Below are 24,610 nucleotides of genomic sequence, written 5' to 3'. Positions count from 1 at the left end.
GATTCAGTAAAAAGCTCATAAGAGTACTAGGAAATTATCCCTATCCTTTTGAAGCAATCAACTGTATATAGGTTATAAGCATAATACTATACTTTATCTATTTATGAAGGATTGATGGCGTCGTAGGGAACCACATCTATCAATATTAGAGGAAACAAAAAATCAACGACTCATCGCTGTAAAATGGCGATAAAAGTGGGGGATGGTTTCAATGCCCTTCAGGTAATTCCAGATACCAAAATGCTCATTGGGTGAGTGAATGGCATCACTGTCCAACCCAAAGCCCATCAAAATGGTCTTGCTTTGCAATTCTTCTTCAAAAAGAGCCACAATAGGGATACTACCTCCGCTGCGTTGAGGGATAGGGGTTTTTCCAAAAGTAGTTTCATAAGCCTTGGCCGCGGCACGATAGCCCACACTATCAATAGGCGTCACATAACCTTGTCCACCATGATGTGGGGTAACCACTACGCGAACCCCTTTTGGCGCAATAGCTTGAAAATGGGAGCTGAACAATTCCGTGATTTCCTCCCAATCCTGATGAGGAACCAAACGCATGGAAATTTTAGCATAGGCCTTGCTGGCAATGACTGTCTTAGCACCTTCCCCAATATAACCACCCCAAATGCCATTGACATCCAAGGTAGGGCGGATGGAATTCCGTTCATTAGTGCTATACCCCTCTTCTCCATAGACCGAATCAATATCCAAAGCCTTTTGATAAGCGTCAAGGCTAAAGGGCGCTTTTCCCATTTCTTCCCGCTCTGAAGTAGAGAGTTCTTCTACCTTGTCATAAAAACCGGGAATCGTAATATGATTGTTCTCATCGTGAAGGGAGGCAATCATTTTAGTGAGGATGTTGATCGGATTAGCTACGGCCCCTCCGTATAATCCGGAATGAAGATCTCTATTAGGTCCGGTAACTTCCACTTCCACATAACTCAATCCCCGCAGGCCTGTGGTAATGGAAGGCACATCATTGGCGATCATGCCCGTGTCGGAAATTAAAATAATATCATTGGCCAATTTTTCTTTGTTCGCTGCCACAAATTCTGCCAGGCTTTTACTGCCTACTTCTTCTTCCCCTTCGATCATAAATTTTACATTGCAGGGAAGTTGGTCATTATTCACCATATACTCCAATGCCTTTACATGCATGTACATTTGTCCTTTATCATCGCAGGCACCCCGGGCAAAGATGGCCCCTTCTGGATGAAGCTCGGTTTTTTTAATGACGGGTTCATAAGGCGGGGAATCCCAAAGCTCCAAAGGATCGGCAGGCTGCACATCATAGTGTCCGTACACCAAAACCGTAGGTAATGAGGCGTCCACTATCTTTTCTCCATATACAATAGGATAACCTGTAGTCTCACAGATTTCCACCCCATCACATCCTGCTTGGGTCAAGGCTTCGGAAACGGCTTGGGCCGTATTGAGCACATCCTGGGAATAGGCAGGGTCGGCACTCACGGAAGGAATTTTTAAAAGGGCAATCAGTTCGTCGATAAAACGTTGTTTATGGGTATCCAAATAGGATTTTATGTCTTGCATGCAGCTAATTTTAGGGAAAGTTTAAAATTACGAAAGAACTTTTTAAAGTTTAAGTATTTTTAAATTGATTTTTTGCTATATATTTGCATCCCGAATTATTGGGATATGCAGGCGTGGTGGAATTGGTAGACACGCTAGACTTAGGATCTAGTGCCGCAAGGTGTGAGAGTTCGAGTCTCTCCGCCTGTACATTATAAGAGCTCATAAACTTGATGTTTGTGGGCTTTTTTGTTTTTAGGTGATGTCGTTTTGGAGGGAGAGGCTCGAGGAGTCTCGGAGTTTATCCCAAGCATAATCAAAAAGACTTTACATTTTCTATTCTAAGATATGGTTTACATCGCTTTTCCGTGATGAAGCATTTTTGCTATGGTTGGGCATGCTACTAAACGATCAACAGGATTAAAGGGAACTATACCTCATTTCCATAAATTATTTCTGGACCTGACAATGGGTTTTTTGGACGAAACACGATACCTCTACCCCTCTGTTTCAAGATACTTTTGTGGCATAATTTAAAAACAGAAATAATGAAATTTTTAAAGCATGCGCAAAAGACAATACTGCTATGGATAATTGCAGTTGTTTTTTCATCGGGGAGTCTCTTAGGACAATCCCCTGATCAAATCATAATTAAAGAACCTGGATTGTATCCGGAAGGATTGGTGTACCATCCTGAAACAGGGGCTTTTTACACCACATCAATCGCAAAAGGTAAAATCGTTAAGGTAACCAAAGAAGGAAATGTCACTGTTTTTGCAGCGGATAAGGACTTGATTTCTACGGTTGGACTCGAAATTGACCTTAAAAGAAACAGACTCATTGTTTGTAATAGTGACCCTGGAGCAAGTACTAAGAGTAGTTTGGCTACTAAGGGAACCCTGGCTTCTGTAGTTTTTTACAATCTAAAAACAGCCAAAAGGGAAAAGTATATAGATTTAGCCGCTATTGCTCCAGAAGGAGGGCATATGGCCAACGATGTGACCCAGGATAAAAAAGGGAATTTTTATATTACGGATAGTTTTTCACCAATCATTTATAAAGTCACCAAAAAAGGTAAAGCTACTGTATTTCTTCAGGATGAAAGACTTAGGACCCCTGCAGGTACTTTTGGACTAAACGGATTGACATACCATCCTGATGGCTTTTTTATTGCAGCGGTATACCAAGGAGGAAAATTATTTAAAATACCCTTGGAAAATCCATCGAACCTGGTTGAAATTGAGTTAGGGAATAAGGCCTATCCAACCATTGATGGGGTGCTGCTTTTGAATCATAACACCCTTGCTTTAGCTTGTAACAACCTAACGGGGGCAGATTTTCCCAGTGCCGTGTATAAAGTGCATACCAGTGATAATTGGAAATCTGCAAAAACAATAGCAACTTTTGAAACGGGAAAAACCTTTCCTACAACACTTGCCAAAGCAGGCAATGATACCTATGTCATCTATGCCAAACTGCCATTGCTTTTTGGGGGCAACAACCCCATGGCCCAAGAATTTGAAATAACAAAAGTTAAATTTTAATACGCTTTTATACTCCCAATACAATGAAGAGATTAATGAATAAATGCAATATAATCCTGATGGCAGGATTTACGATCCTGTATAGTTCCTGTAATAGCGATAATGATGTCGCATCATCGACATCTGAGCTTCCGGATACCGTAGTAATTCGTGAATCAGATTTTTACCCGGAAGGAATTGCTTACAATGAAGACGAGCAAGTTTTTTATACAGGCTCTATTAGAAAAGGAAAAATAATTAGTATCGATCTAGACGGAAATCAACAGGTTTTTGCGGAAGATAATACCTTAGTATCCGTTCTGGGCACCGTTATTGATAAAACCAATAACCGATTGATTGTATGCAATACGGATCCTGGTGTGGGAACGAAGTCGGACCCGGCCACCGTAGGACAATTGGCTCAAATTATTAGCTATGACCTGTCTACTGGGAATAAGATTAGGACCGTAGATTTGGGCAGTTTAACCCAGGGGAGTCATTTGGCCAATGATGTAACGGTAGATAATGAAGGGAACATATACGTTACGGATAGTTTTTCTCCTGTAATCTATAAAGTGGATACTTTGGGCAATGCCTCTGTTTTGATCAACGACCCCTTATTTTCCGCACCTCCAGGTTTTTTTGGATTAAATGGTATTGTATATCATCCGGATAACTACCTTATTGTTGGGAAGTACGACGAGGGCCGGTTATTTAGAGTTTCGTTGGATGGTACCTCTAATAGTATCACGGAAATAACTTTGGACGTACCCGTTCATTCTGTCGATGGCCTATTATTAACTGATAACAACACCCTGCTATTGGCTAGTAATAATATCGCGGGAGCTGATTTTGATGAAGCGGTCTATGAAATTACCACTTCGGATGACTGGGTTACAGGAAGCATTGATAATACCTTTACCACTCCTTTAGATGCCTTTCCCACAACCCTAGATCGTGTGGAAAACAATGTGTATGTCGTTTATGCTTCCTTAAGTGCATTATTTGGAGGTGTAACGCCACCAATTGAAGCATTTCCAATTCAAAAAATAACATTTTAACCCCTCTATAGTACAAAAAAATATGTCGGAAAAATCATTAATGATCGTCAATGCCGTATTGAATACGGATCAACAAGAAGCATTTAGATATTATTCGGAAAATGCCGCACCATTATTTAAAGCGGCAGGGGCCACTCCAGTGGCCAAATACAAGGTGACCAAGACCATGGTAGGGACTAAAAGATTGCAAATAGTGGCTATTATGGAGTTTCCAAATGAGCAAGCCATTACCCATGTTTTTGAGTCGGAAGCCTATAAAGCCTTGCTTCCATATAGGGATAAGGCCTTTATGGATTTAGCGGTCTTTATAGGGAATCCATAAAACGAATACAGTATGCGGGAATGAGATAAAACAATTTCCGCATACTTACAACAAAACCCTATCAGCATAGATAATAGATCGACCGTGAGCTAAAGAGGATATTTTTTGACCTAAAAACAATACTATTAAAAGCGTTCATTTTGTAATTTAGAATCCTGATTTTAAGAAATGCTATTAACTATTCCACATGATTTCCATACCGCTCCTTTAGAGAAGGACATTGTGCATACCATAAATGGGAATACGGTTGTTTTATTAGATAGAAATAATGAAACAAGTCGATCTAAAATAAACCTGACACAACATCTGATTGCCTTTGGGATTGAAGGGGAAAAGTATTTTCACTCGCTCGATAATGATACGGTTTTGGGTAAAAATGAAGTTATTTTTCTTAAAAAAGGATTATTTCTGACCACCGAAAAAATAATGGAAAGTAATCGTTATAAGAGTATATTGTTTTTTGTGGATGATCATCTTTTACTTGACTTTTTTGAAAAAAACGGGAAATATTTTCCCTACGCAAATACCTCAAAAGAAGAACCGAGAACGTATTTTAAATTTAACAATAGCATCAATTTAGAGGCCTATATAAAGTCTTTACTCCCTTATTTTGAACACAAAAGTTTACTAACGGAACCTCTTTTCAAGGTAAAGTTCGAAGAACTTCTATTAAACTTGGTCTTAAATGACAAACAGAATATTTTTAAAGAATTTTTGACCAATTTAAACAAGAAAAACACCTATAACTTAAGTGAATTTATGGAGCATAATTTTACTCGTAATTTGAGGATAGAAGATTTTGCTTACTTGAATGGAATGAGTGTTTCTTCTTTTAAGCGGAATTTTGAAAAGACTTTTTATCTATCCCCGGCAAAATGGTTAAAGGAAAAACGTATAGAAAAAGCGGAATTCTTGCTCCAGACTTCAGATAAAAATGTGAGTGAAGTAGCCCTGGAAGTTGGTTTTGAAAACCCTTCTCATTTTATTCATGTTTTTAAATCGCACCACGGACTTACGCCGAAGAAGTTTCAACAGAAATATGCGAGTTAAGCTGTAAGTGTCCATTCAATAGCAAATAAAGTGAAAACGATATTTCCTTCAGACTTTACGTATATCTGCCTGCGCGACTATTTATAAGAAAATCGTATATAAGTTAAGAGTTAAGCATTCATATAGAGGGTCAATTTTTCAAGAATAGTTGTTATATCAGCGGTATCCAACCCCACCAATTCAAAAAACAACGGCTTGTTTTCTTGCTCCGTGTGCAGCACCCAAATTTGGGGATTTCCGGTTTTTAATCGCTGGGCCAATTCCGCAGTGGTTATTGTAGCCTGCGTATTATCCACGGTAATACAGACCCGGGAGAAAGGAAGTCCGGTAGGATCTTTTACGGCCGTGGCTTGGAGTCCCGGGATATCACCAACTTTAGTTACAAAGTCGGCCACCTTTTGACCCTGTTCTTGCTGCCATTCTGGAAGATCCAATTGCTGTCGTGCTTCGATAGCGGCAAGCACTCCTACAATAACTTCCTTGGTAGCTTTCATGGCCCTTCCGATACCTTTTTCATTGGCAAGGACGGCGGCAACATATGCTTTTTTTCCATGAACGATTCCGGCGGTAGGAGCGCGCAGGTATTTTTGGGCACTGTGCAAGATGAGGTCGGATTCCAGGGCTGCTAATGCTGAAATCCTAAAATCTTGGGCCGCGGCATCTAGAATGCTGGGCACCTGATGTTTTTTCGCCAAGACGATAGCTTCTCTTAGATTTAGCTTTGTATCGGCTACCAAGCGAGAAGAGACTAAGAGTAAGCAAGCCACATTAGGGTTGGTCAAAGCTTTTTCCAAGTCGGCCATACTACAGTGATCCGCAGCTCCAACCACAAGAGGCCGCGCTCCAGTTAAACGAATGGCTTGCAAAATGGAATGCCCATAGTTGACCACATGAACTTTGGGAATGATCACGATATGCTTTAAACCATGTACCTCGGGCAAGCCTGCAATGGCTGTTTCGGCAGTGCCGGTCATGATTCCGGCAATGGCCATACTGATGGAAGCGGCGGTACAATGGGTAACTACTCCGGCTTCGGAACCAGTGAAGGCAGCAATCTTTTTGGAAGCTACTGCCTGTAATTCATCTATCCGATAATAGTCGGACAAGGCTTCGGAAACGGCAGCAGTGATAGCAGGAGTGGAACGAGAAACCCCTAAAGGGGTGTAAGTACCCCTAGCATTGATGATCTTGCTCAACTGATATTTCTCGTGAATTCCCATAGAATTTTAAAGTAGCAAAAAGAAAGCGTTTTTAAAAGAAATTCTATTTAAAAACGCTGTATAGGATATCGTTTATTCCGCATAAAACAAACTGCAAGGTCCTTAAGAGCTCCATTCCATATTATTGGAACCCCATGCCTTATAAATTCATGGATTCTTTTTTGGATTCCCACATCTTTTTATCCAACCATTTTACAGTGGCATCGGGCAACCAGGACATGACCTTTTCCAGTCTGGGGTTGAACAACAACCGATGTGTTTCTCCAAAATGCATGCGGGCACTTAAAAACAAAGCCGACTTATGTTCAAGTTTTGGGTATTTTTTGAGCATACTTGCGATCAATTCATCGGAACTACTACTATTTCTCAGAGCGGTTTCATAAGCCTCCAAATACTGCAAACTATGCTTGAGCACCTCTTCTGCTGTCATATGAGGGGTCCAACCACGGGGTACATGTCCCGGAATAACAACTTCCAGGTCCATCTGCATCCACTTTTTGATCTGCTTTCGCTGTTCTGCTAAGCTATGGGGCGTACCACCGCCGGTCATCATATGTCCACCATAATAACAAATGTCGTTGGGCAATAGCGCTTTAAGGTCGGGAATATAGGCTACCGTATGAGGCTCGTCTTCATGGCCGATTCCAACATCTCCGTAGTAATCGTGCCATAGTTGAATTTCCCGACCCTCCAGCATTATTTTATCATGGTCGAAGGCTTCAAAAGGAACCGAGGGTACAGCGGCATTATCCCCATAGCGATCTATGGCCATTGCATCGTCTGCCTCCATGCGTACGTTCTGTATGGCGGCTACTTTAGGTGCAGCGATACACTTGGCTTCTGGAAAACGCTGTTTTAAGATGGAGGCACCTTGCCCATGGTCCAAATGTGCATGCCCTAGGTAAATGTAAGTTAGCTTGCGCCCTAGTTTTTCAATTTCATCGGCCAATCGGGAAGCGGCAGCTTTATTGGCTTGGGCTGCAAAAACCACGGCTTCAGTATTGCCATAGACAATGCTTGAGGATACATTGATTTCCTGAGGCTGTCCTACAAAGTGCATTAGTTTTAATGGGCTTACTGAGTCTATCGCTTCATAGATGCGATATGCAGGCCCTCCGTGAACGACGGGCAAGGATTTGGCGGCGGCTCCTTTATTGCCCCCACTTATCCAAATGCCCAGTCCGATAAGAACAATCAATAGTGCTCCCAAAGTAATCAGAGCAATTTTGATCCCTTTTTTGATGCTTGTTTTCATGATATAAAATGTTAAGAATGTTAATGTTGTTTTTACTTTTGAGTAAGTTGAAATGCAATTGTTGGAATTGGAGTTGAGGTCCATTAAAAGCAACAGTTTTAACCATCTTTTTTAGTGAAATAACTCCTTAGTGTTTTCCTCTGGTCCCCAAATCAGGGTCTGGCATGAGAGCTAGGGGTGGAATTTTGTCTAGAACGATGTCGGAGATTTCTATGGTCTGCGCAATATTATCGTTTTCAGGACCTTTGAGTACCGATGTCATTTTTTGTGGAAATAATACGTTGCCTTTTTCTATATAGGTATCATACTTCCGGGAAGCCTGTGCCGAGGGCATCTTGTCCCGAACGGTATAGTGCAAATACCGCAAACGTTTGGTCTTTCTATCTACCCAAAGGATATATTGGTCCACATCTTTTTGTGGTGCTGCGGCCCCCCAAGTAGCATATACCAAGTCATAGGTATTTCCTTTTAACGAGCGTTCGCCTGCATAACTGATGATATCGGCCTCCAAAATACGCTTTGGTACTTCTATGAAATATTGATAGGTGGGTAGTCCAAATTCAATATCCGAATCATTTTCAACATGGAAAATGGGTTTGGTGGCCCTGCTTCCTTTATAAGTGTGCCAAGATTGAATGCCCCAAATCTGGTCTTTCCATTCACCTGATGCAATGGTCAATCGGCTGGTAAAAGTGCCGGGAATGACATCGAAATGGAAAGTGATTTTATTTTCAGGATAGACATTCATCATCTGGGCGAGAGTGCTCAAATAGTTTTTGGATATCGTGAGGCTATAGCTATGAATGCTATCCCAGTGCTGTATTCCATGGGCTGCTGCCATCTGGTTTAAGATGGTTATTCCTTTTTCCCGATCAAATTGCGCTTTTACCTCTGGAGTTCTAATATCTGCAAGCCGTGTTAGGGAAAAGGCGCCGTAGGCTAGGAGAATGATGAAAAGACCGCCGATAGTTAAAAATATTTTTTTTCTCATGGTTTTGTATAAGATTATAATAATTATATCCTGTGAAGAAAGGGACTCCTTTCTTAAAGGTGTTCTTTCCGGAAGATCCAAGCTAGCATACCAACAGATTTTGGATTACTGCTCAGATACCGGGAGGAATTTATTTTTTATGTTCGTTGTTTCATGAATTTTTATTATTTTTACTTCCAATTTGAAAGCAAAGATATAATAATTATATTTAACTTTCAAAATGAAAGTAATTTTATTGATGAAAAAAAATGAATTTAGATCCTCCTGCCCCATAAGTTCGGCCTTGGATTTGTTTGGGGATAAATGGTCATTACTTATTGTGCGAGACCTATTGGAGCATGGTGAACGTACCTTTAAAGACTTTTCAACAGCGGGGGAGAATATATCGTCTGCCCGATTGTCGGAACGCCTTACCAAATTGATACATTTGGAGGCAATGATTAAAAAGAAACACCCAACAAACAAGAAAGTTTACCTTTATGAGCTGACGGAAAAGGGAAAAGATTTAGCCCCGATAATTGCGGAGCTTGTTCAATGGAGCGATAAATACCTTAACGACCATATCTCGGAAAAAGGAAAAAATGCAGCCGCTTTATTGCGCAAGGAAGATTATAAGTCATTACTCCCTTAGCACGTAATCGGCCATGGGGGATGGGACATCTAATACCTTTATGATTTGCATGCTATGAAAATAAGGGCAGCTGAAGAGGCTATTCTATCTTATATAAGGTAGGCTCAGTGATTCCCTTGTCTAGATAGAGCTGTTTGTTCATTTCAAAATTACTACGACTCATATCATTGAGATACTGCTCTATGGGTTCTAATCCAACAGACTTTCGCCTTTCATTGACCTTGGTACTGTCCGCTAAGTTTTTGGGAAAGGCCTGTGCGATGTCAAAATTGTAATCTACCTGGGTACCATAAATTTGTGGTTTCCCGGTATTCAGTTGTACCCGATCCACCAGAAGGGCATAATTGCTCGAGGATGCATTTCCCTTGTCGACCTCAATTTTCATTTTTTCTAAAATTTGCTGTTGAAAATCGGGATTGTGATCGGAATGCTGTGTCATTAACCAAAAATTGAGCGAACCTTCTTCTCCGACCAAGTCGTAACCGGCAAAGCCAAATTCATTAAAAATTTCTTGCAAGCGCTTTTGATGTGTTCGGTACACACTGTCTTTAAAGGCGTTCCATTCCTCTAGGGAGAGGTGTTGATGGGTTTCGGGGGGATAGGCGTTCCAGGCAGCCAATTGATCTACGACGGTCATCTTTTTGAGTTCATCGGCCAATTCCTGATTGAATGTTGCTTTAGTTGCGGCGGTTTTCGTTGCTTTAGGCTGGTCTTTACATCCCATGAGCAGCAGTACTATGATTGCGAATCCAATGCTATTTTTCATGATGTTGTGGTTTTTAGTTTTCGATTGAGTGTCTATATTTCATATTCAAGCACCCCTATATAGATCAATTCAAAATCCGGCCCTTCAACGGATTGGGGCTTGGCGATTTGATTTTCATTTAAAAAAACCAATACATTGCTATTTTTGGGAATACGGCCTGCACATTGCTGTTCAAGCTCCGTTCCCCAATTTTTGGCGTAGGAGTAGTGTCCAAATTGTTCTTTTATGTGGGCTTGTGGTTCCTCAAATCCCGATTCCATAAAGTCGTGATCAATCCAAACCTCGCCTTGAGAAGCTGCGAATTTAGAAATGGGCACATCATCATAATCTTCCAATTCATAACGGCTATGGTCCTCACCGACAAAATCAAAATACAATTCTTCGGATGTAAAACGGCCTACCCAAAAATGACTTTTCTCTGTTCTTGCCATAGGGTTCTAAAGTAGAAAAAAGGAATCATCCCAGCTACAAATGCCTTCTTAAAAAAGAATTAAAAAATTAATTTCCTACGTCTAACCCATGCATATACAAGCTTTTCCCTAGTCCACCTTTTTGGCTTCATAGCCTGTAACGCTAATGGAATGTACATCCTCTCCTTCAAAAGTGAACCGAAAATACAGGCCCGTAGCTTTACTAAAGAAAGTGGTATCGTTCTCGGGCAAGAGGAAGATAGGGGAATTTGCAGGGCCTTCGGAAAATTCTAAACCATTGTCCTTAATTATAATTTGGGCCTCTCCTGCTTCTTGAAAATCATATTTCCCTACATAGCGTTGAAGTTGGGTAGCAGATTGCGCCCTGTATGTTCGTCGTGTAGGTGCTATCCCCGGCAAGTCATATTCCTGGGCGATACTTAGGAATAGTTCTCTGATTAACGTATTACCGTTATCCGAATTTACCATGATGGCTACCGAAATGGGCTTTTCTTTCCAAGCCATCAAGTCGGCCCGAAATCCTTCATCTGCCCCGCCATGGCCAAAAACGTGTTCAAGTACATAAGGTCCAAGACCCTGATTTCCCTTGTGTTCTGTGAGCATTTCATTAACGGTCTTTGCCTTGAGTATCCCATCTTGCTGATTTTGTGCAATATGCTGTATCTCTTGTGTCCATAAAACCAATTGGGAAGGCGTGGTCCAAAGGCCGGCCGCTGCCATTTCAGGATACACGTGCCAATTGCCTTCTACCTCGCTGCCATCCGAATAATACCCGGCTGCAGCCAGTGTATGGTATTTTTTTGGAAGGGGATTGGCATAGGTACTGGCGGTCATTCCCAAGGGGTTTAAAACATGTTCTTGCATAATGTCCGGAAAAGCTTTTTGTTCCATATCCGTAATGAGCAATTGCATAATAGTATAGCCACCACCTGAATATTGCCAACCTTCTCCCGGGGCTCTAAACACGCGTACGGGAGCCGTATTTCCTTTTCCATCCAAAACGTTCACGATACTAGGGATCGTGTCCTTTCTGGAATAGCCAGGAAAACCGTGCACGGTGAGACCGGCAGCATGGGTCATAAGTCTTCGGGCAGTGGCTTTTTCTTTTTTCGTAAAATCATTATCCGGCAACTTCCAAGTTTTTAGATAATCATTGACGTTGGAATCCAAATGTATTTTGCCTTCTTCTGCAAGTTGTAGGGTCCTAGTGGCGGCAATAGGCTTACTGATGGACCCTGCTTGAAACAAGGTTTTGGGCGTTACTTTACGGTTTTCAGTGCGATCGGCAATGCCGTAACCCTTGGCCCATTCCAGGATACCGTTATTCATTACGGCTATACTCACTCCTGGAATATTCAAAGCTTTCATACGATCTTCAATATGGTAATATGAAATATTGGTATTCTCCCCATCGCGTATTTGTAAGTTGGATTGAAGGCGATTTTCGATTCGGGAAATCCTTTCTTGCAAAGACTTTTTATCGCTAACGGATTGGCCCAAACAGCAATTTAGAAGGAATAGACTGAAGAACAGAAAAAATAATTGCTTCATGATAGCTTGGTTTTAAGTTTCAACTTATAGACAACAACTATTGCAATTGGTTACATGGGACCATAATTTTTAGCTAAATAAAAGTGGGGAACGTCATAGATATGGAAGACACCATAGGGAATTTTAATCTTTGCACAGGGATATCCTTGCGTAAAAAGAATTTTTCCAAATCCTCATAAAGCGTTGGAACTAGGAAAACAATAGGATAATGCAATCTAAGGGAATGGGGCTGAGCGTGTTTGTTGGAAGCTTGGGAAAAAGTTTATATATTTACATTCAATTAGACCGGTCAGTTTATGAACGTCAAATACAATAGAAAAGATATATTGATAAAAGGGATTCAATTGATCCAACAACGAGGCTATGGTAATACGGGTATCCAGGACATCTTAAAAGCCTGTGATATCCCTAAAGGTTCTTTTTATAATTTCTTTTCCAGTAAAGAGGCATTTGCCTTAGAGGCTATTGAGCTCTATAAGGATTATACACTTGGTTTGTTAGAAAAGGCCGATAAAAATGAGGAGTTGTCTCCCAGTAAAAAAATCAAGGCTTTTTTTATGAAATCCAATGAAATATTTATTTCTATGGGCGGACATCAAAATTGTATGTTGTTGTCCTTATCCACGGAAGTGACGCATGAAAACAATACCTTTTCCAAACCCATCATCGACAGCTTTAGGGTATTCAAGACCTACTTGGTAAAATGGATTACAAAGGCTCAAGAAGAAGGCGAAATGCGGAAAGATATGAGCGCCAATGATGTGGTGAATTTATTGTATGACGGGTATCATGGAGCAGTTTTAAGGATGAAGTACAATCAAAATCCAACGCCTTTGCATGAGTTTGTAAACAATACCTTAAGAATATTAATGGTGTAAATTTTTTTATCTCAACGTTAAGTAAACTGGTCTAGTTAATTTGAATTTTAAACGTTGCTTATGGCAAGAACCCTAAAATACAATGTTTTTGAAATGGGCAATACAACACTGATATATGAACTACATAAAAACAAACCGTATGAAAACCTATGTAAAAGCAATCTTTTTAGTATCCTTTTTAATACTACTTTCATCCTTTACAAAACCCGATAATACCCTAAATCAAAAGGTAATGTTGTCAAGGTTATATGTAAATACCTCACAAGGGGAAGGCGTAAAAGAAATATTTCAATTGTATGATGATGGAAACTACAGTTATGACCTTCAGAAAGGGACTCAAGTAGGGGAGTCCGTTACCGGAAAGTTGAGTAAATCTCAGTTTTTTACGATGAAGAAGTTATTGCACAATGGGAAAATAAAATTCCTAAGTAAAAAATATGACTGTAAAAATGATACCACTGATGCCGGAGACTTTTTGTTTTATATCTCCATGCCCTCCGTTACCAAAAGGGTACATGTGGCTGGGAGCTGCACCATGCCCAAAGGACTGAAAGAACTAGATGATTTTGTTCGGGAAATCATCGAAAAATAAGGTTGTTATCGGCAATAGTTAGTAAGAAAGGATGAGTGTATTAGGGATTAAAATGCAAAGAAAAATTCGTAATATCCTCATCCATTTTTCACAAGGGCATGATCAGCCTTCCTGCTGTTGGGCTACCCATGACGCGGCTTCTTCACTTACTGCCCAAATAATGGCATTGGTGATCAAGGCTCTGTATTGTGGGTCTCCGTATACCTGTGGGCCGTGCCCAAATATATGTACGGATGGGTTTTGTTTCTAAGCTGTCAAATTAGATGGTTATGGCAATAATTGGGCGTTTAGAATGTGAAGTAGGGTTTGTTTATGATATGAATTTCTAAGCATTATGAATTGGAAAATAATTCATGGAAAGCGCTTTATCCCTTCTTAGGCGGTGCTATTTTGGAAACAACATAACCTACAATCATGGCCAGGGCAAAAGAAGGGGCCAAAACGTCCAATTCTACAAAGTAAGGGCCTATTCCTTCCATATTGGCGAAAACAAATTTACAGAGGATTACAGATACAAAGCCCGTAATCATAGAGGCTATGGCCCCTTTTTCCGAATAACCTTTCCAGAAAATAGATAAGATGATCACCGGACAAAAAGTAGCGGCAATGCCCGACCACCCAAAAATAATGATCCAGAAAATCTGCCGATCAGGGTATAGGAAATATAAGAGAATGGCAATGCCCAAGGCCGCTAATGCCATACCAATGGTAATTCGTCTTGAGAATTTTGTAAGCTCCTCATCTTTAAGATCGGGCCTAAATATTTTCTGGTAAAAATCCCGTGTAATGGCACTCGAAGCCAAAATAAGCAGGGAATCTATGGTAGACATGATGGCCGAAAGTACAATGGCAATAAAGACAGCCACAAGTAGGGTAGGAAGGAAGGCATTGGTGATCATGCTCAGAACATCTTCCCCGCCCGTTCCCAATATGGCTTCTGGATCCTGCCCTTCTTTGGTAAAATAAATTCGGGTCAGGATACCAATGGTAACGGCAGCCGCATCGGTTAAAAGCGTAAAGAGTAAGGCTACCCATTTTCCTTTATCAATTTCTTTTTCATCTTTAATAGACATAAATCGGACATATACTTGGGGAGAACCCAGGAAGCCCAATCCGATCATGGAAAAACCGAGCAAGGTAAATACATTCATCCACACATCATCACTTCTTCCCATAAACTGGGTTAGTGTAGGGTCAATGGCCAGTAATCCCTCCGTAATTCCCGCGCCTTGATCCATGGAGAACCAGACGACAATGGGCAATAGGACCAGACCAAAAAACATTAAGATACCCTGGAACATATCGGACCAAACAGCGGCCACAAATCCACCAAAGAAAATATAGACAAGCACAATACAGAAACCAATAAGCACCCCAATACGATAATCGATATCGAGCATGGATTCAAAGGCAATTCCGGTAACATCCAATTGGGAGGCTACATATATAACAATAAAAACCACCAAAACCGAAGCAGAAATGATCCGAAGACTGTTTGTGGACGATTTAAAATGCGCCTGGAGATAATCCGGAATGGTAATGGCTTCATAGGTATCCGAGAGTCTTTTAAAACGCTTGGCCATAAATTGCCAGGAAATAAAAACCCCGAGCAATTCCCCTAGAACCACCCAATAGGCAGAATAGCCGGCGATGGCTCCCATACCAGTGAGTCCTATCAAAAGCCATCCCGATTCCCCGGTGGCCCTTGCGGAAAATGCCACGGCCCAAAAGCCCATTTTTTTTCCGCCTAAATAATAATCGCTCATGCTTTTGATTCTACGCGAAGCTACTATTCCAATCAAAAACAAAATGGCCACATAGAGCGCCAGGACTATAATTTTTGTAATCATTCCCTCTGGTTATCTCCTTAAAGATAGCGTTATTCTGCAGATACGAAAGTGTTTGACCTTTGGAGGCAGTTTTTAAAAGGCATTGAGAAGTTGGAACCTGAAATATACTAATACCCTTTTTCTACAAGTCGTTTTGAAATCCACCAATAGTTTCCACTGGGATCTATAATTCCCGATTGCCTGTCTTGATACTCCATATCTGCAGGTTCAAATTCAACCGTCGCCCCATTTTCAATGGCCCTTTGGTGCATTTTGTCCACATCATCTACATACAGGTAAAATGCGGTTCTCATATGGAGGAATTGGCCCCTTGCCTGACTGATCATAAAGCAGGAATCCCCAATTTTAAGAATGACGTTGGCAATGTCTCCACTTTCTGGATGCAGGGAACGATTGACTTCCACCGCATAGAAGGCTTTTTTTAGAAATACAATAAGTTCCTCAGGATTTTCCACGAACAAATATCCATTTACAGTGCCAAACCCTTCTGGTCTATAGGTGTTGAATATGGGTTTCATCTTTAGGAAATTTGTGTGTTAAAGATAACGAATATTCTTCGAGGCGATAAGGATGTGTACCACCCCTTGTGACCAGATTCCCTAATTCCGATATTGCGCTGCTAGGTCATCAATAATTTTTGTGCTTACCCAATAGATATCCTGATTGCTGGTGTAAAAGAAATATTTACCATCCTTAGAGACAAAAGGACAAAGTTCATGATGTTCTGTATTTATTTTTTCTCCCATGCTGGCCGCTTTTGTCCAAGTGCCGTCCAGGTTTTTAAAGCTAATGTAGAGATCTCCCCTACCCAAGCCTTCCGGACGAATACCACAAAAAATAACATAGCGTTCTTCTGGATCTACAAACACATCGGCTTCATAGTCTGGGGTATTGATGGAATTTCCTAAGGAAACCGCCTTTTGAAATGTTCCATTCTTACTTTGCGACGCATAAATATCCAAATCAGAGCTTTTTCTTTCTTCAGGAGCATTCACACTTGAGGAAAAATACATCGTACCATCCTTGGTGAAAGAGATGTAGTATTCGTTGCGATCAGAATTGATGTTTGGTCCGGCATTGATAGGTTGGGACCATCCTTCTTTTATGCGCTCTACGTACCAAATATCATAATCCTTTAAATCTCCGATGCCATCCAAAGCCCTTTCCGATATAAAATACAATCTATTCTCATCCGGAGAAAGAAAAGGGTCATTATACCCATAACGTTCGTGAGAGAGTAGGATTTTGGGAAAGGTCCACAAATCATTTATCCGTTTGGAATATCGAATTTCAGCTTTTCCATTAACATCAACGCCATAATAGAATTCGGTTCCTGCAGCATTGAAAACGGAACCAAATTCATATTCTTCCGTAGATATAAAATTGGGCGCAAAGCGTTGTGGAGTTAACCCGGGGTCCTTTTGTCCCAGATAAGGGCCATTCAATTGAAAGTGTCGTACCCGATTTGAATCGGCACCGCTTGTAAGGAGCCAAGCTGAAATCTCTTTGGCTTGAGTCCGCAAAGCAATTTCTAAAGGAGTACTTCCCCTATCATTCAGAATATGGATGTCTACCCCTTGGGCAATTAACTGTTGAACCATCCTTAAATTTTTGTTCAAAATGGCCTTTTCCAAAAGGGATGCTCCATAGCTAGCGGTCCAATCTGTACTGGTCTGCAACTGGAGAAGTGTATCAAATAATTGCTCATTATTGAAGCGGACCGCCATAAACAATGGAGTGTCTCCCGCCTTATCCTCGAGATTGGTGGCGGCTCCCCGAGCGACTAGAAAGTCAAATACTTTTTTTTGTTTACAGGCCACGGCCCAATGGACCAACGATCTTCCGCGCTGGTCTACCGTATCAATTGCCGTGTTTTGAAGTAGACTATCCAAACGCGTTAGATTCCCTTGACAAGCCGTCCTATAGATATTTTGTGCAGAACTACTGAAAGAGAGGGAAAAGCATAAAAGGAGAAAAAGGAAGTTATGTTTTATCGTGTCCATAGAAATCTAAGCTATATGAGGTATTGAAGAAAAGTTATGGTATTTACGGTCTTAAAAAGTGTTTTGTGTTTGGTTCTAAGTGAGCCATTCTATGCATTTTTCCTTGTTTAAAGATAGCAAATCATGGGAAATACTACTAGATGATAGAAGGGATGTGACTGCTTTTTTGTTCCGTATTACGTACAAGTTATATTCCTTCGACCTGGTTTTGAATTGTGCTACAAACTTTCCTCTGCGTATGCATTTACAAGGGATAGCTGTTTTATGAGACCAAAAATAGCGCATGGAAATTGATGAAAATTGTATCAGATTAACGTTTTGAGCCTAGAGACTTTATGCTTTGATTCTTTATGGAAAAAGGGACGATTTGGCCAATGGTTTAGGCGAAATAGAAACTTTAACGATCATACCATCAATTTTTACGATAATAAATGCTGTAAAAAATAGTTTTGATGACTAGCTTTGTAAATTGCTAAAATAGCTTATGATCAAAGACCTATGTATCGCTATGCTCTGGAGCATTTCACCTTTTGGGGAAGCAAAAGTGGGCATACCGTATGGAATGCTGAAAGATGTAAATGTTTACCTTGTCTTTGTGGCTTGTGTTGCGGCAAATATTCTGGTATTTCCGTTAATGTTGTTTTTCTTGGAATACGTAAACAGGCATCTTTTACGATGGAATTTCTATAAGAAATCTGCATTGTTTATTGCTAGACGGGCGAAGACGGGTTCTGCCGATAAAATTCAAAAATACGGATTTTGGGGCCTTATGTTTTTCGTAATGATTCCACTGCCCGGCACAGGAGTTTATGCCGGAAGTATCGCCACTTATATCTTAAAAATGGAGAAATCCAAGGCATTTTGGGCCAACCTTATTGGCATTATCATATCTTCACTTATCGTCTGGGTCACTACCTTGATATCCATGAAGGCCTATTAATTTTTCTTACCTACAAAGAGTAGTTCTGTTATAGAGAATGGCGTACCGTACTTTGTCAAATGGCGGTGTTCGGAGCCAATGGCATCTAAAATAGTATAGTGCGCTACAACATTGCGGTAGTATTGCTAAAATTATGATAAATTGTAGGAAATTACCTATTATTATGAGTAATTTTAAGGTGCATTCAAAAATAAAACGCTATGGATATTTTAAACGAAGCCTTGGATTTTGAAAATCAAAAAATGAGCCGTATGTCAACAAATGATCGGATTATTGCCTCTAGAAAGGCAAAGGAACTCATTTTAGCCATTAATCAAATTTATAAGGAAACCAAAGACAAAACATTAATGGAATTAATGAAGCGTCTCACGGTGAAAAAACGAAAAATTGAAAAAAGAATTAAAGGAGTCCCGCGGGTATAGATTACGTATTTACGCCCTTATAGAGGAAGGTTTATATAAAAATCGAAAATGAAAAAGGCTTTCCTTTATGGAAAGCCTCTTTACTGCTTCAAAGTAACCTAATTACAACCAAACTTATTAATCCTATTTAATGTTTTATAATCCTAGTAGCGACAAGAGTACACGAAAAGTAATGAAAATCAAGACGGCTTTAAGTGTCACAACAAGCACAGATAGGGTAGTGTTCAATAGTCCGCTTTTGAATGATAAGTTTTCCATACGATATCGAATTTAAATCCTAAGTTGTCTGCTTGTACTAAGATATAAAAAAGAAAGAAAAAACCTACATATAATGTTGTAAAATTATAAAATTATGTGGTCAAGAAGACTTTAAGCACTTTCTAAGGTTTAGAATAGAATTTTAGAAACCATCCAAACCGCTTTGTACTGCATTTTGGGAAAAGACCTGAACTAAAAAACCACGCCCGGGGAAGGGCGTGGTTTTTGCCAAATAATTTTATCTTCTTATTGTTTCACCAGGGGTACCGTACGTTTAATACCACCTGACTGAATTACGAGGTAATAGATGCCCGTATTTCGAGTGTTGAACGACTTTAAGTTGAAAACAGCATTTTCTTGTCCTTCGATTACCGAAACTTTCCCTGTTTCCAATTCTAAACCAGCAGCATTAACTACACTATAAAACATTTCTTGTCCCATATTCTCTGGAATCTGAACAGAAACGGTACTTCCTACTACGGGATTTGGAAAGGCAACAAGTTGTTGCGTACTTGAAGCCGTACCCAAAATTCTAAAAGTTACGGTACGGGAACCCAGTGAGCTTCCGGTCAGGTTACTTCCCGAAAAGGCTTCTGCCCTTAGGGTATAGGTTCCATTTGGAAGGGAACCGTCCAAATAATCATTTCCAACATTTCCGAATAAAGCATAAGGAGCGCCATTTTCAATAGCATCGAAATCTTGTACTCCTGTTAGTTGTATCCCGATACTTCCTACTGCAGCATCGTCATTGGTAGACACTCTAAAGTTAATATTGTTATTTCTTCTGACTGTCGTACCATTTATAACAAACCGGATTGCACGGTCCGTACTGGAATCCATAGCTCTAAAAGTAAATTCTAGCGGATCTTCTCCTTCTTCGCCAGAACCAGCAACAATGGAGAAATCTATGCTTAATGGTGTTCCTGCAGTGCCCGATCTATTGCTACCGCTAAAAGGTGTCGCTGATATCTGATAATTCCCTAAGTTAAAGGCAGCACCGATATAGTTGGTTCCAATGTTCCCAAACAAGGCATAAGGGGCTACATTTTCCGTACGGGAAACAGAAGGGTTCCCCGTTAACGTTAGGGCAACACTACCTACGGTAGTTCCGGTATTGGCCCGAATGTCCAAATTGGTCGTGGGTAAGTCATTGATATTGTACTGCATTCCAGGAGCGATAACACCAATATCTTGATCCGTATCTGCATTGACCAAGACAAAGCTTGTAATAGCACTTTGCGGTGTTGTGGCTGTTACACGAATCGTGTTTGTAGCCGAATCGGAACAACCCGTTGTTGCATCCGTAAAACTATAGGTAATGGTATATGTTCCTGGACCAATCCCGGGGTTGAAGTTACCGTTGCTAACTCCTGTCCCAGAATATGTACCTCCTGCAGGGCTACCCCCTGTCAATGCAAAAGATGCGGTATCTTCTTCCACATCGCTAAAAGAACCCAAGGTTACCGATAACTGAGAACAATCTACCGTAGCATCATCTACTACAGAAAAGTTAATCGTGGTTGTGTTACCTGCAGTTCCACTTTGGGCACTACCGCTATAAGGTGTTACCCTTAAGCTATAATCTCCTTCAGGGAACGCTCGTCCCGTAAAGTTGGAACCGCTATCCCCGAAAAGGGCATAAGGCCTCACATTTTCTGTTCTGTCCGAGTTAATAGGACCGGACAAGGCCATGCGTACACTGCCCACAGTTGAGGGTTGTGTCAAAGCATTGACACTCAATGTTGCATTATTGATATCTGCCAAGTTAATGGTAGTATTATTGGTCAAAGTGCCAATTGCAGTATTGGTATCGGCATTGATCAATTGCAAGGAAGCTATTGCAGGTGCCGGATCTGGGTCTGGTTCTGGATCTTCTCCAGAACATCTTGTCTCTTCTCTGGAAAGACTAGTGGCACTGCTTTCTGAAACAACGCCTTCTCTGTAAAGTACCATGCGATCTATAAAATGACCATTAGATCGTCCGGATACCTGTACCGTATAGGTTCCAGGGGAGCTAAATTCAACAAATATTTCATATCCGATTCCGTCATTGGTTAAGGTAGACCAGGTCCAATTGGTGGAACCGCTTAAATAGGCCTTCAACCAACCATTTCCAGATGCACCTTCGGCTACCTCATTGGATCGCCTGAAGTTTCCGCCTCTAGGGTATACAAAATCGTTCCCTCTTCGCCCAAATAAATCAAAGGCATCTGGAACACGAAACCAAGAATCATTATGTTCGGTACTGTTGCTTCCAATACCTATTCGGCTTCTCCATTGCATGCGATAAACACCGGGAGTGTTAATGCGCACGCTATATTCAATAACACCCCTTCCAGGAGTGTTGAAATTGTCTTGCCCTCTCCAGGCAATAAAGGAATCTCCAGTAAAACCAGATCTTCCAGTTTCTCTTTCCCATCCGGAAGCTAGATTCCCGGATTCCATTTCAATGACGACAATGCCATTTTGTTCTTCAAAATCAGCATTGCACTGTGCTTTGGCTTGATAAAAAAATGCAGCTGTAAATAATAGTAGTAGAGTAGTTTTTAGCCCCATATTAGATTGTTAAATTGTTGAATAAAAGATTAATTGTTATGAAAAATATCTGTGAAAATCCTCTGTCTATAATTTGCCTTAAGGTACGTACGAGTGAGAACCATGAATTGGACTATTTTTTTTGCTTAATTGTTTAAAAAAGAAATTGTTATGGGTTTTTCTAAGGAATTTCCTTCAATTACTAGTCGATATATCCCCTGTTGTAAGACGAGATTGGAAACATTGAAATCGAGAAAATTGCCTTGGCTGTCTATGGTACCCGTTCTCAGTGCTTTTCCAGTGGCATCATAAATCCCATATTCTAGAGGCCCGGTCACATTTTCTGGAATCTTCACCCGATAGCGACCATCCTGGATAGGGTTGGGGAAAATAAATACGCCTTCATTGGTATTTTCAATGACGGTGATGAGCTGTGTTGCCGTATTGGAACAATTGGTGGTTGAATCGGTAAATTCATAGGTAAGTGTAAAGGTTCCAGGTCCTGTTACTGAGGGGTCAAAACGATTATCAACAACCCCTGGACCACTATAAACCCCACCTTCTGGGAAACCTTTGTCCAATACAAGTGGTGTCTCTATTTCCGATATTTCTCGATCAAAAGCGGCAAAGGAAACCTCTGGCAATGTGGTACAAGAATCGGCAATGACAACGATATTCTGTGTTGCGGTATTGGTACACTGCGTGGTACCATCGGTATAGGTATAGGTAATGGTGTAGGTTCCGGGTCCAATGGATGGATCGAACATATTGTTGTTCACCCCTGTACCGGAATAATTTCCTCCTACGGGACTTCCGCCACTGAGGGCGAAGACGGGATCGGTTTCGGAAACATTGGCAAAGGCGGTTAGGGAAACGTTGGGCAGCGCGGGTTCCCCGACGACAATGGAAGCGGAAGCGGGACATCCCGCGGCGTCCATGATGTCCAAGGTGTAAGTCCCCGGTGCGAGTCCGAAGATATTGGGCGTGGTCTCCCCATTGCTCCAGCTATAGGTAACGGCCCCCTGTGCTCCGGATACATTGGAAACGATGCTGCCATCGGTCCCGTTACAGGTAGTTGTGGGCGTAGGGTCAAGGCTGAGCATAAGGTTGCTACAGTCGGTCCCTGCGGGATCTACGGTAATATTCTGTGTAGCGGTATTGGTACACTGCGTGGTACCATCGGTATAGGTATAGGTAATGGTGTAGGTTCCGGGCCCAATGGACGGATCGAACATATTGTTGTTCACCCCTGTACCGGAATAATTTCCTCCTGCGGGACTTCCGCCACTGAGGACGAAGACGGGATCGGTTTCGGAAACATTGGCAAAGGCGGATAGGGAAACGTTGGGTAGCGCGGGTTCCCCGACGATAATGGAAGCGGAAGCGGGACATCCCGCGGCGTCCATGATGTCCAGGGTATAGGTCCCCGGAGCAAGTCCGGAGATATTGGGCGTGGTCTCCCCATTGCTCCAGCTATAGGTAACGGCCCCCTGTGCTCCGGATACATTGGAAACGATGCTGCCATCGGTCCCGTTACAGGTAGTTGTGGGCGTAGGGTCAAGGCTGAGCATAAGGTTGCTACAGTCGGTCCCTGCGGGATCTACGGTAATATTCTGTGTTGCGGTATTGGTACACTGCGTGGTACCATCGGTATAGGTATAGGTAATGGTGTAGGTTCCGGGTCCAATGGATGGATCGAACATATTGTTGTTCACCCCTGTACCGGAATAATTTCCTCCTACGGGACTTCCGCCACTGAGGGCGAAGACGGGATCGGTTTCGGAAACATTGGCAAAGGCGGTTAGGGAAACGTTGGGCAGCGCGGGTTCCCCGACGACAATGGAAGCGGAAGCGGGACATCCCGCGGCGTCCATGATGTCCAAGGTGTAAGTCCCCGGTGCGAGTCCGAAGATATTGGGCGTGGTCTCCCCATTGCTCCAGCTATAGGTAACGGCCCCCTGTGCTCCGGATACATTGGAAACGACGCTGCCATCGGTCCCGTTACAGGTAGTTGCGGGCGTGGGGTCAAGACTGAGCATAAGGTTACTACAGTCGGGCATAGTATTGGTACATACGGTTTCCTCTCTAGAAAGGTCGGTAGCCTGACTTTCTGAAAACTGACTTTCTCGGTATAGCACCATACGATCTATAAAATGACCATTGGAACGTCCGGAAACCTCTATCGTATACACTCCGGCATTATTAAAAGTGGCAAAGATTTCATGCCCATCGTTATCACTGGTCAAGGTAGACCAAGTCCAATTGATCGTTCCATTTAAATACGCTTTCAACCATCCGTCTGAACTTGCTCCTTCAGGTTTCGGGTTTCCTGGGCGATCCCTCGGGAAAACCAAGCCTCCATCGGATGCTCTTCTTCCAAAAAAACTATCGGCATCGTCGATTCGGAGCCAAGAATCATTATGCTCCGTACTATTGGTGCCAATACCCACTCTGCTTCTCCATTGAAAACGATATTCTCCGGGTGTATTGATACGAACGGTATAGGTAATGACGCCATTGCCCGGAGTATTGAAAAAATCACTTCCCCGCCATGCAATAAAAGAATCTCCGGTAAAACCGGCAGAACCCGTCTCTTCATTCCAACCTGTAGGCAGTGTTCCAGATTCCATTTGAATAACAACGATACCGTTTTGTTCTTCAAAATCGGCACCTGTACACTGTGCGTATAGTCCTGAAGGGAGAAAAAGGCATAAGGTCAGGAAAAAAAAGAAATTCTTTTTTATATATTCTGGGACTTCAGAGCAGTTCATATAGCAATTTTTAGAGCGAAAAGCGTCCGT

The 24,610-nt window shown here is 41.6% G+C and carries 21 protein-coding genes and 1 tRNA gene; 10 read left to right on the top strand and 12 right to left on the bottom strand.

The window, feature by feature from the left end; genetic code table 11:
* Positions 1–162: 162 nt before the first annotated feature.
* The gene (locus ACEXOE_RS04030) at positions 163–1,551 is read right to left on the bottom strand and encodes a dipeptidase (protein ID WP_394747442.1); all 1,389 of its coding nucleotides are present in this window, start codon (positions 1,549–1,551) and stop codon (positions 163–165) included.
* 107 nt (positions 1,552–1,658) lie between these two features.
* Here ACEXOE_RS04030 and ACEXOE_RS04025 point away from each other — a divergent pair.
* The 5 genes from ACEXOE_RS04025 to ACEXOE_RS04005 all read left to right on the top strand — a co-directional run bounded on the left by ACEXOE_RS04025 (position 1,659) and on the right by ACEXOE_RS04005 (position 5,486).
* Positions 1,659–1,740: transfer RNA gene (locus ACEXOE_RS04025), tRNA-Leu, on the top strand.
* Between the two features lie 338 nt (positions 1,741–2,078).
* The gene (locus ACEXOE_RS04020) at positions 2,079–3,074 is read left to right on the top strand and encodes an SMP-30/gluconolactonase/LRE family protein (RefSeq protein ID WP_394747441.1); all 996 of its coding nucleotides are present in this window, start codon (positions 2,079–2,081) and stop codon (positions 3,072–3,074) included.
* 59 nt (positions 3,075–3,133) lie between these two features.
* Positions 3,134–4,114: an SMP-30/gluconolactonase/LRE family protein gene (locus tag ACEXOE_RS04015; protein WP_394747440.1), complete on the top strand. Its 981-nt coding sequence runs from the start codon at positions 3,134–3,136 to the stop codon at positions 4,112–4,114.
* A 22-nt stretch (positions 4,115–4,136) separates the two neighbouring features.
* Positions 4,137–4,436, top strand: a complete 300-nt coding sequence (locus ACEXOE_RS04010; protein WP_394747439.1) for a DUF1330 domain-containing protein — start codon at positions 4,137–4,139, stop codon at positions 4,434–4,436.
* A gap of 168 nt (positions 4,437–4,604) precedes the next feature.
* Positions 4,605–5,486 carry a helix-turn-helix domain-containing protein gene (locus ACEXOE_RS04005; protein ID WP_394747438.1) on the top strand — a complete coding sequence of 294 codons (882 nt, stop codon included), beginning with the start codon at positions 4,605–4,607 and terminating at the stop codon, positions 5,484–5,486.
* 110 nt (positions 5,487–5,596) lie between these two features.
* Here ACEXOE_RS04005 and ACEXOE_RS04000 read toward each other — a convergent pair whose 3' ends face one another.
* From ACEXOE_RS04000 to ACEXOE_RS03990, 3 genes are all read right to left on the bottom strand, one after another.
* On the bottom strand, positions 5,597–6,706 hold the full coding sequence (locus ACEXOE_RS04000) for an aminotransferase class V-fold PLP-dependent enzyme (protein ID WP_394747437.1): 1,110 nt from the start codon (positions 6,704–6,706) through the stop codon (positions 5,597–5,599).
* Positions 6,707–6,845: 139 nt separating this feature from the next.
* Positions 6,846–7,961 (bottom strand): MBL fold metallo-hydrolase, encoded by a 1,116-nt coding sequence (locus ACEXOE_RS03995; RefSeq protein WP_394747436.1) that lies wholly within the window; start codon positions 7,959–7,961, stop codon positions 6,846–6,848.
* Positions 7,962–8,088: 127 nt separating this feature from the next.
* Positions 8,089–8,952, bottom strand: coding sequence for a hypothetical protein (locus ACEXOE_RS03990; RefSeq protein ID WP_394747435.1), 864 nt, complete (start codon positions 8,950–8,952; stop codon positions 8,089–8,091).
* 220 nt (positions 8,953–9,172) lie between these two features.
* Between ACEXOE_RS03990 and ACEXOE_RS03985 the strand changes: the two genes are divergently transcribed.
* Entirely contained in the window at positions 9,173–9,583 is a 411-nt protein-coding gene (locus ACEXOE_RS03985) for a winged helix-turn-helix transcriptional regulator (RefSeq protein WP_394747434.1), read from the top strand.
* Positions 9,584–9,662: 79 nt separating this feature from the next.
* Here the strand turns inward: ACEXOE_RS03985 and ACEXOE_RS03980 are convergent, their stop codons facing one another.
* The 3 genes from ACEXOE_RS03980 to ACEXOE_RS03970 all read right to left on the bottom strand — a co-directional run bounded on the left by ACEXOE_RS03980 (position 9,663) and on the right by ACEXOE_RS03970 (position 12,331).
* Positions 9,663–10,349 (bottom strand): DUF6624 domain-containing protein, encoded by a 687-nt coding sequence (locus ACEXOE_RS03980; RefSeq protein ID WP_394747433.1) that lies wholly within the window; start codon positions 10,347–10,349, stop codon positions 9,663–9,665.
* A 32-nt stretch (positions 10,350–10,381) separates the two neighbouring features.
* A complete protein-coding gene (locus ACEXOE_RS03975) occupies positions 10,382–10,780 on the bottom strand; it encodes an immunity 22 family protein (RefSeq protein ID WP_394747432.1) in 399 nt (132 codons plus the stop codon).
* Positions 10,781–10,888: 108 nt separating this feature from the next.
* On the bottom strand, positions 10,889–12,331 hold the full coding sequence (locus ACEXOE_RS03970; protein ID WP_394747431.1) for a serine hydrolase: 1,443 nt from the start codon (positions 12,329–12,331) through the stop codon (positions 10,889–10,891).
* A gap of 296 nt (positions 12,332–12,627) precedes the next feature.
* On the opposite strand from ACEXOE_RS03970, the gene ACEXOE_RS03965 reads away from it, so the two are divergent.
* Entirely contained in the window at positions 12,628–13,209 is a 582-nt protein-coding gene (locus tag ACEXOE_RS03965; RefSeq protein ID WP_394747430.1) for a TetR/AcrR family transcriptional regulator, read from the top strand.
* A gap of 139 nt (positions 13,210–13,348) precedes the next feature.
* A complete protein-coding gene (locus ACEXOE_RS03960) occupies positions 13,349–13,801 on the top strand; it encodes a hypothetical protein (protein ID WP_394747429.1) in 453 nt (150 codons plus the stop codon).
* Between the two features lie 365 nt (positions 13,802–14,166).
* Here ACEXOE_RS03960 and ACEXOE_RS03955 read toward each other — a convergent pair whose 3' ends face one another.
* From ACEXOE_RS03955 to ACEXOE_RS03945, 3 genes are all read right to left on the bottom strand, one after another.
* Positions 14,167–15,651 (bottom strand): sodium/proline symporter, encoded by a 1,485-nt coding sequence (locus ACEXOE_RS03955; protein ID WP_394747428.1) that lies wholly within the window; start codon positions 15,649–15,651, stop codon positions 14,167–14,169.
* Between the two features lie 107 nt (positions 15,652–15,758).
* A complete protein-coding gene (locus ACEXOE_RS03950; RefSeq protein WP_394747427.1) occupies positions 15,759–16,169 on the bottom strand; it encodes a VOC family protein in 411 nt (136 codons plus the stop codon).
* Positions 16,170–16,250: 81 nt separating this feature from the next.
* On the bottom strand, positions 16,251–17,654 hold the full coding sequence (locus ACEXOE_RS03945; protein ID WP_394747426.1) for an ankyrin repeat domain-containing protein: 1,404 nt from the start codon (positions 17,652–17,654) through the stop codon (positions 16,251–16,253).
* Between the two features lie 484 nt (positions 17,655–18,138).
* Between ACEXOE_RS03945 and ACEXOE_RS03940 the strand changes: the two genes are divergently transcribed.
* Both ACEXOE_RS03940 and ACEXOE_RS03935 read left to right on the top strand, forming a co-directional pair.
* Positions 18,139–18,594, top strand: a complete 456-nt coding sequence (locus ACEXOE_RS03940) for a COG2426 family protein (RefSeq protein WP_394747425.1) — start codon at positions 18,139–18,141, stop codon at positions 18,592–18,594.
* A gap of 200 nt (positions 18,595–18,794) precedes the next feature.
* Positions 18,795–19,016 (top strand): hypothetical protein, encoded by a 222-nt coding sequence (locus ACEXOE_RS03935; protein ID WP_394747424.1) that lies wholly within the window; start codon positions 18,795–18,797, stop codon positions 19,014–19,016.
* Positions 19,017–19,520: 504 nt separating this feature from the next.
* Here the strand turns inward: ACEXOE_RS03935 and ACEXOE_RS03930 are convergent.
* Both ACEXOE_RS03930 and ACEXOE_RS03925 read right to left on the bottom strand, forming a co-directional pair.
* A complete protein-coding gene (locus ACEXOE_RS03930; RefSeq protein WP_394747423.1) occupies positions 19,521–21,830 on the bottom strand; it encodes a T9SS type A sorting domain-containing protein in 2,310 nt (769 codons plus the stop codon).
* Between the two features lie 125 nt (positions 21,831–21,955).
* Positions 21,956–24,580, bottom strand: a complete 2,625-nt coding sequence (locus ACEXOE_RS03925) for a hypothetical protein (protein ID WP_394747422.1) — start codon at positions 24,578–24,580, stop codon at positions 21,956–21,958.
* Between the last annotated feature and the right edge of the window lie 30 nt (positions 24,581–24,610).

Origin of the sequence: Spongiimicrobium salis (genome assembly GCF_043678055.1) — a bacterium.
Lineage (GTDB): Bacteria > Bacteroidota > Bacteroidia > Flavobacteriales > Flavobacteriaceae > Spongiimicrobium > Spongiimicrobium salis.
Note: the sequence above shows the minus strand (reverse complement) of the source record. Positions and strands in the feature narration are given on the sequence as shown.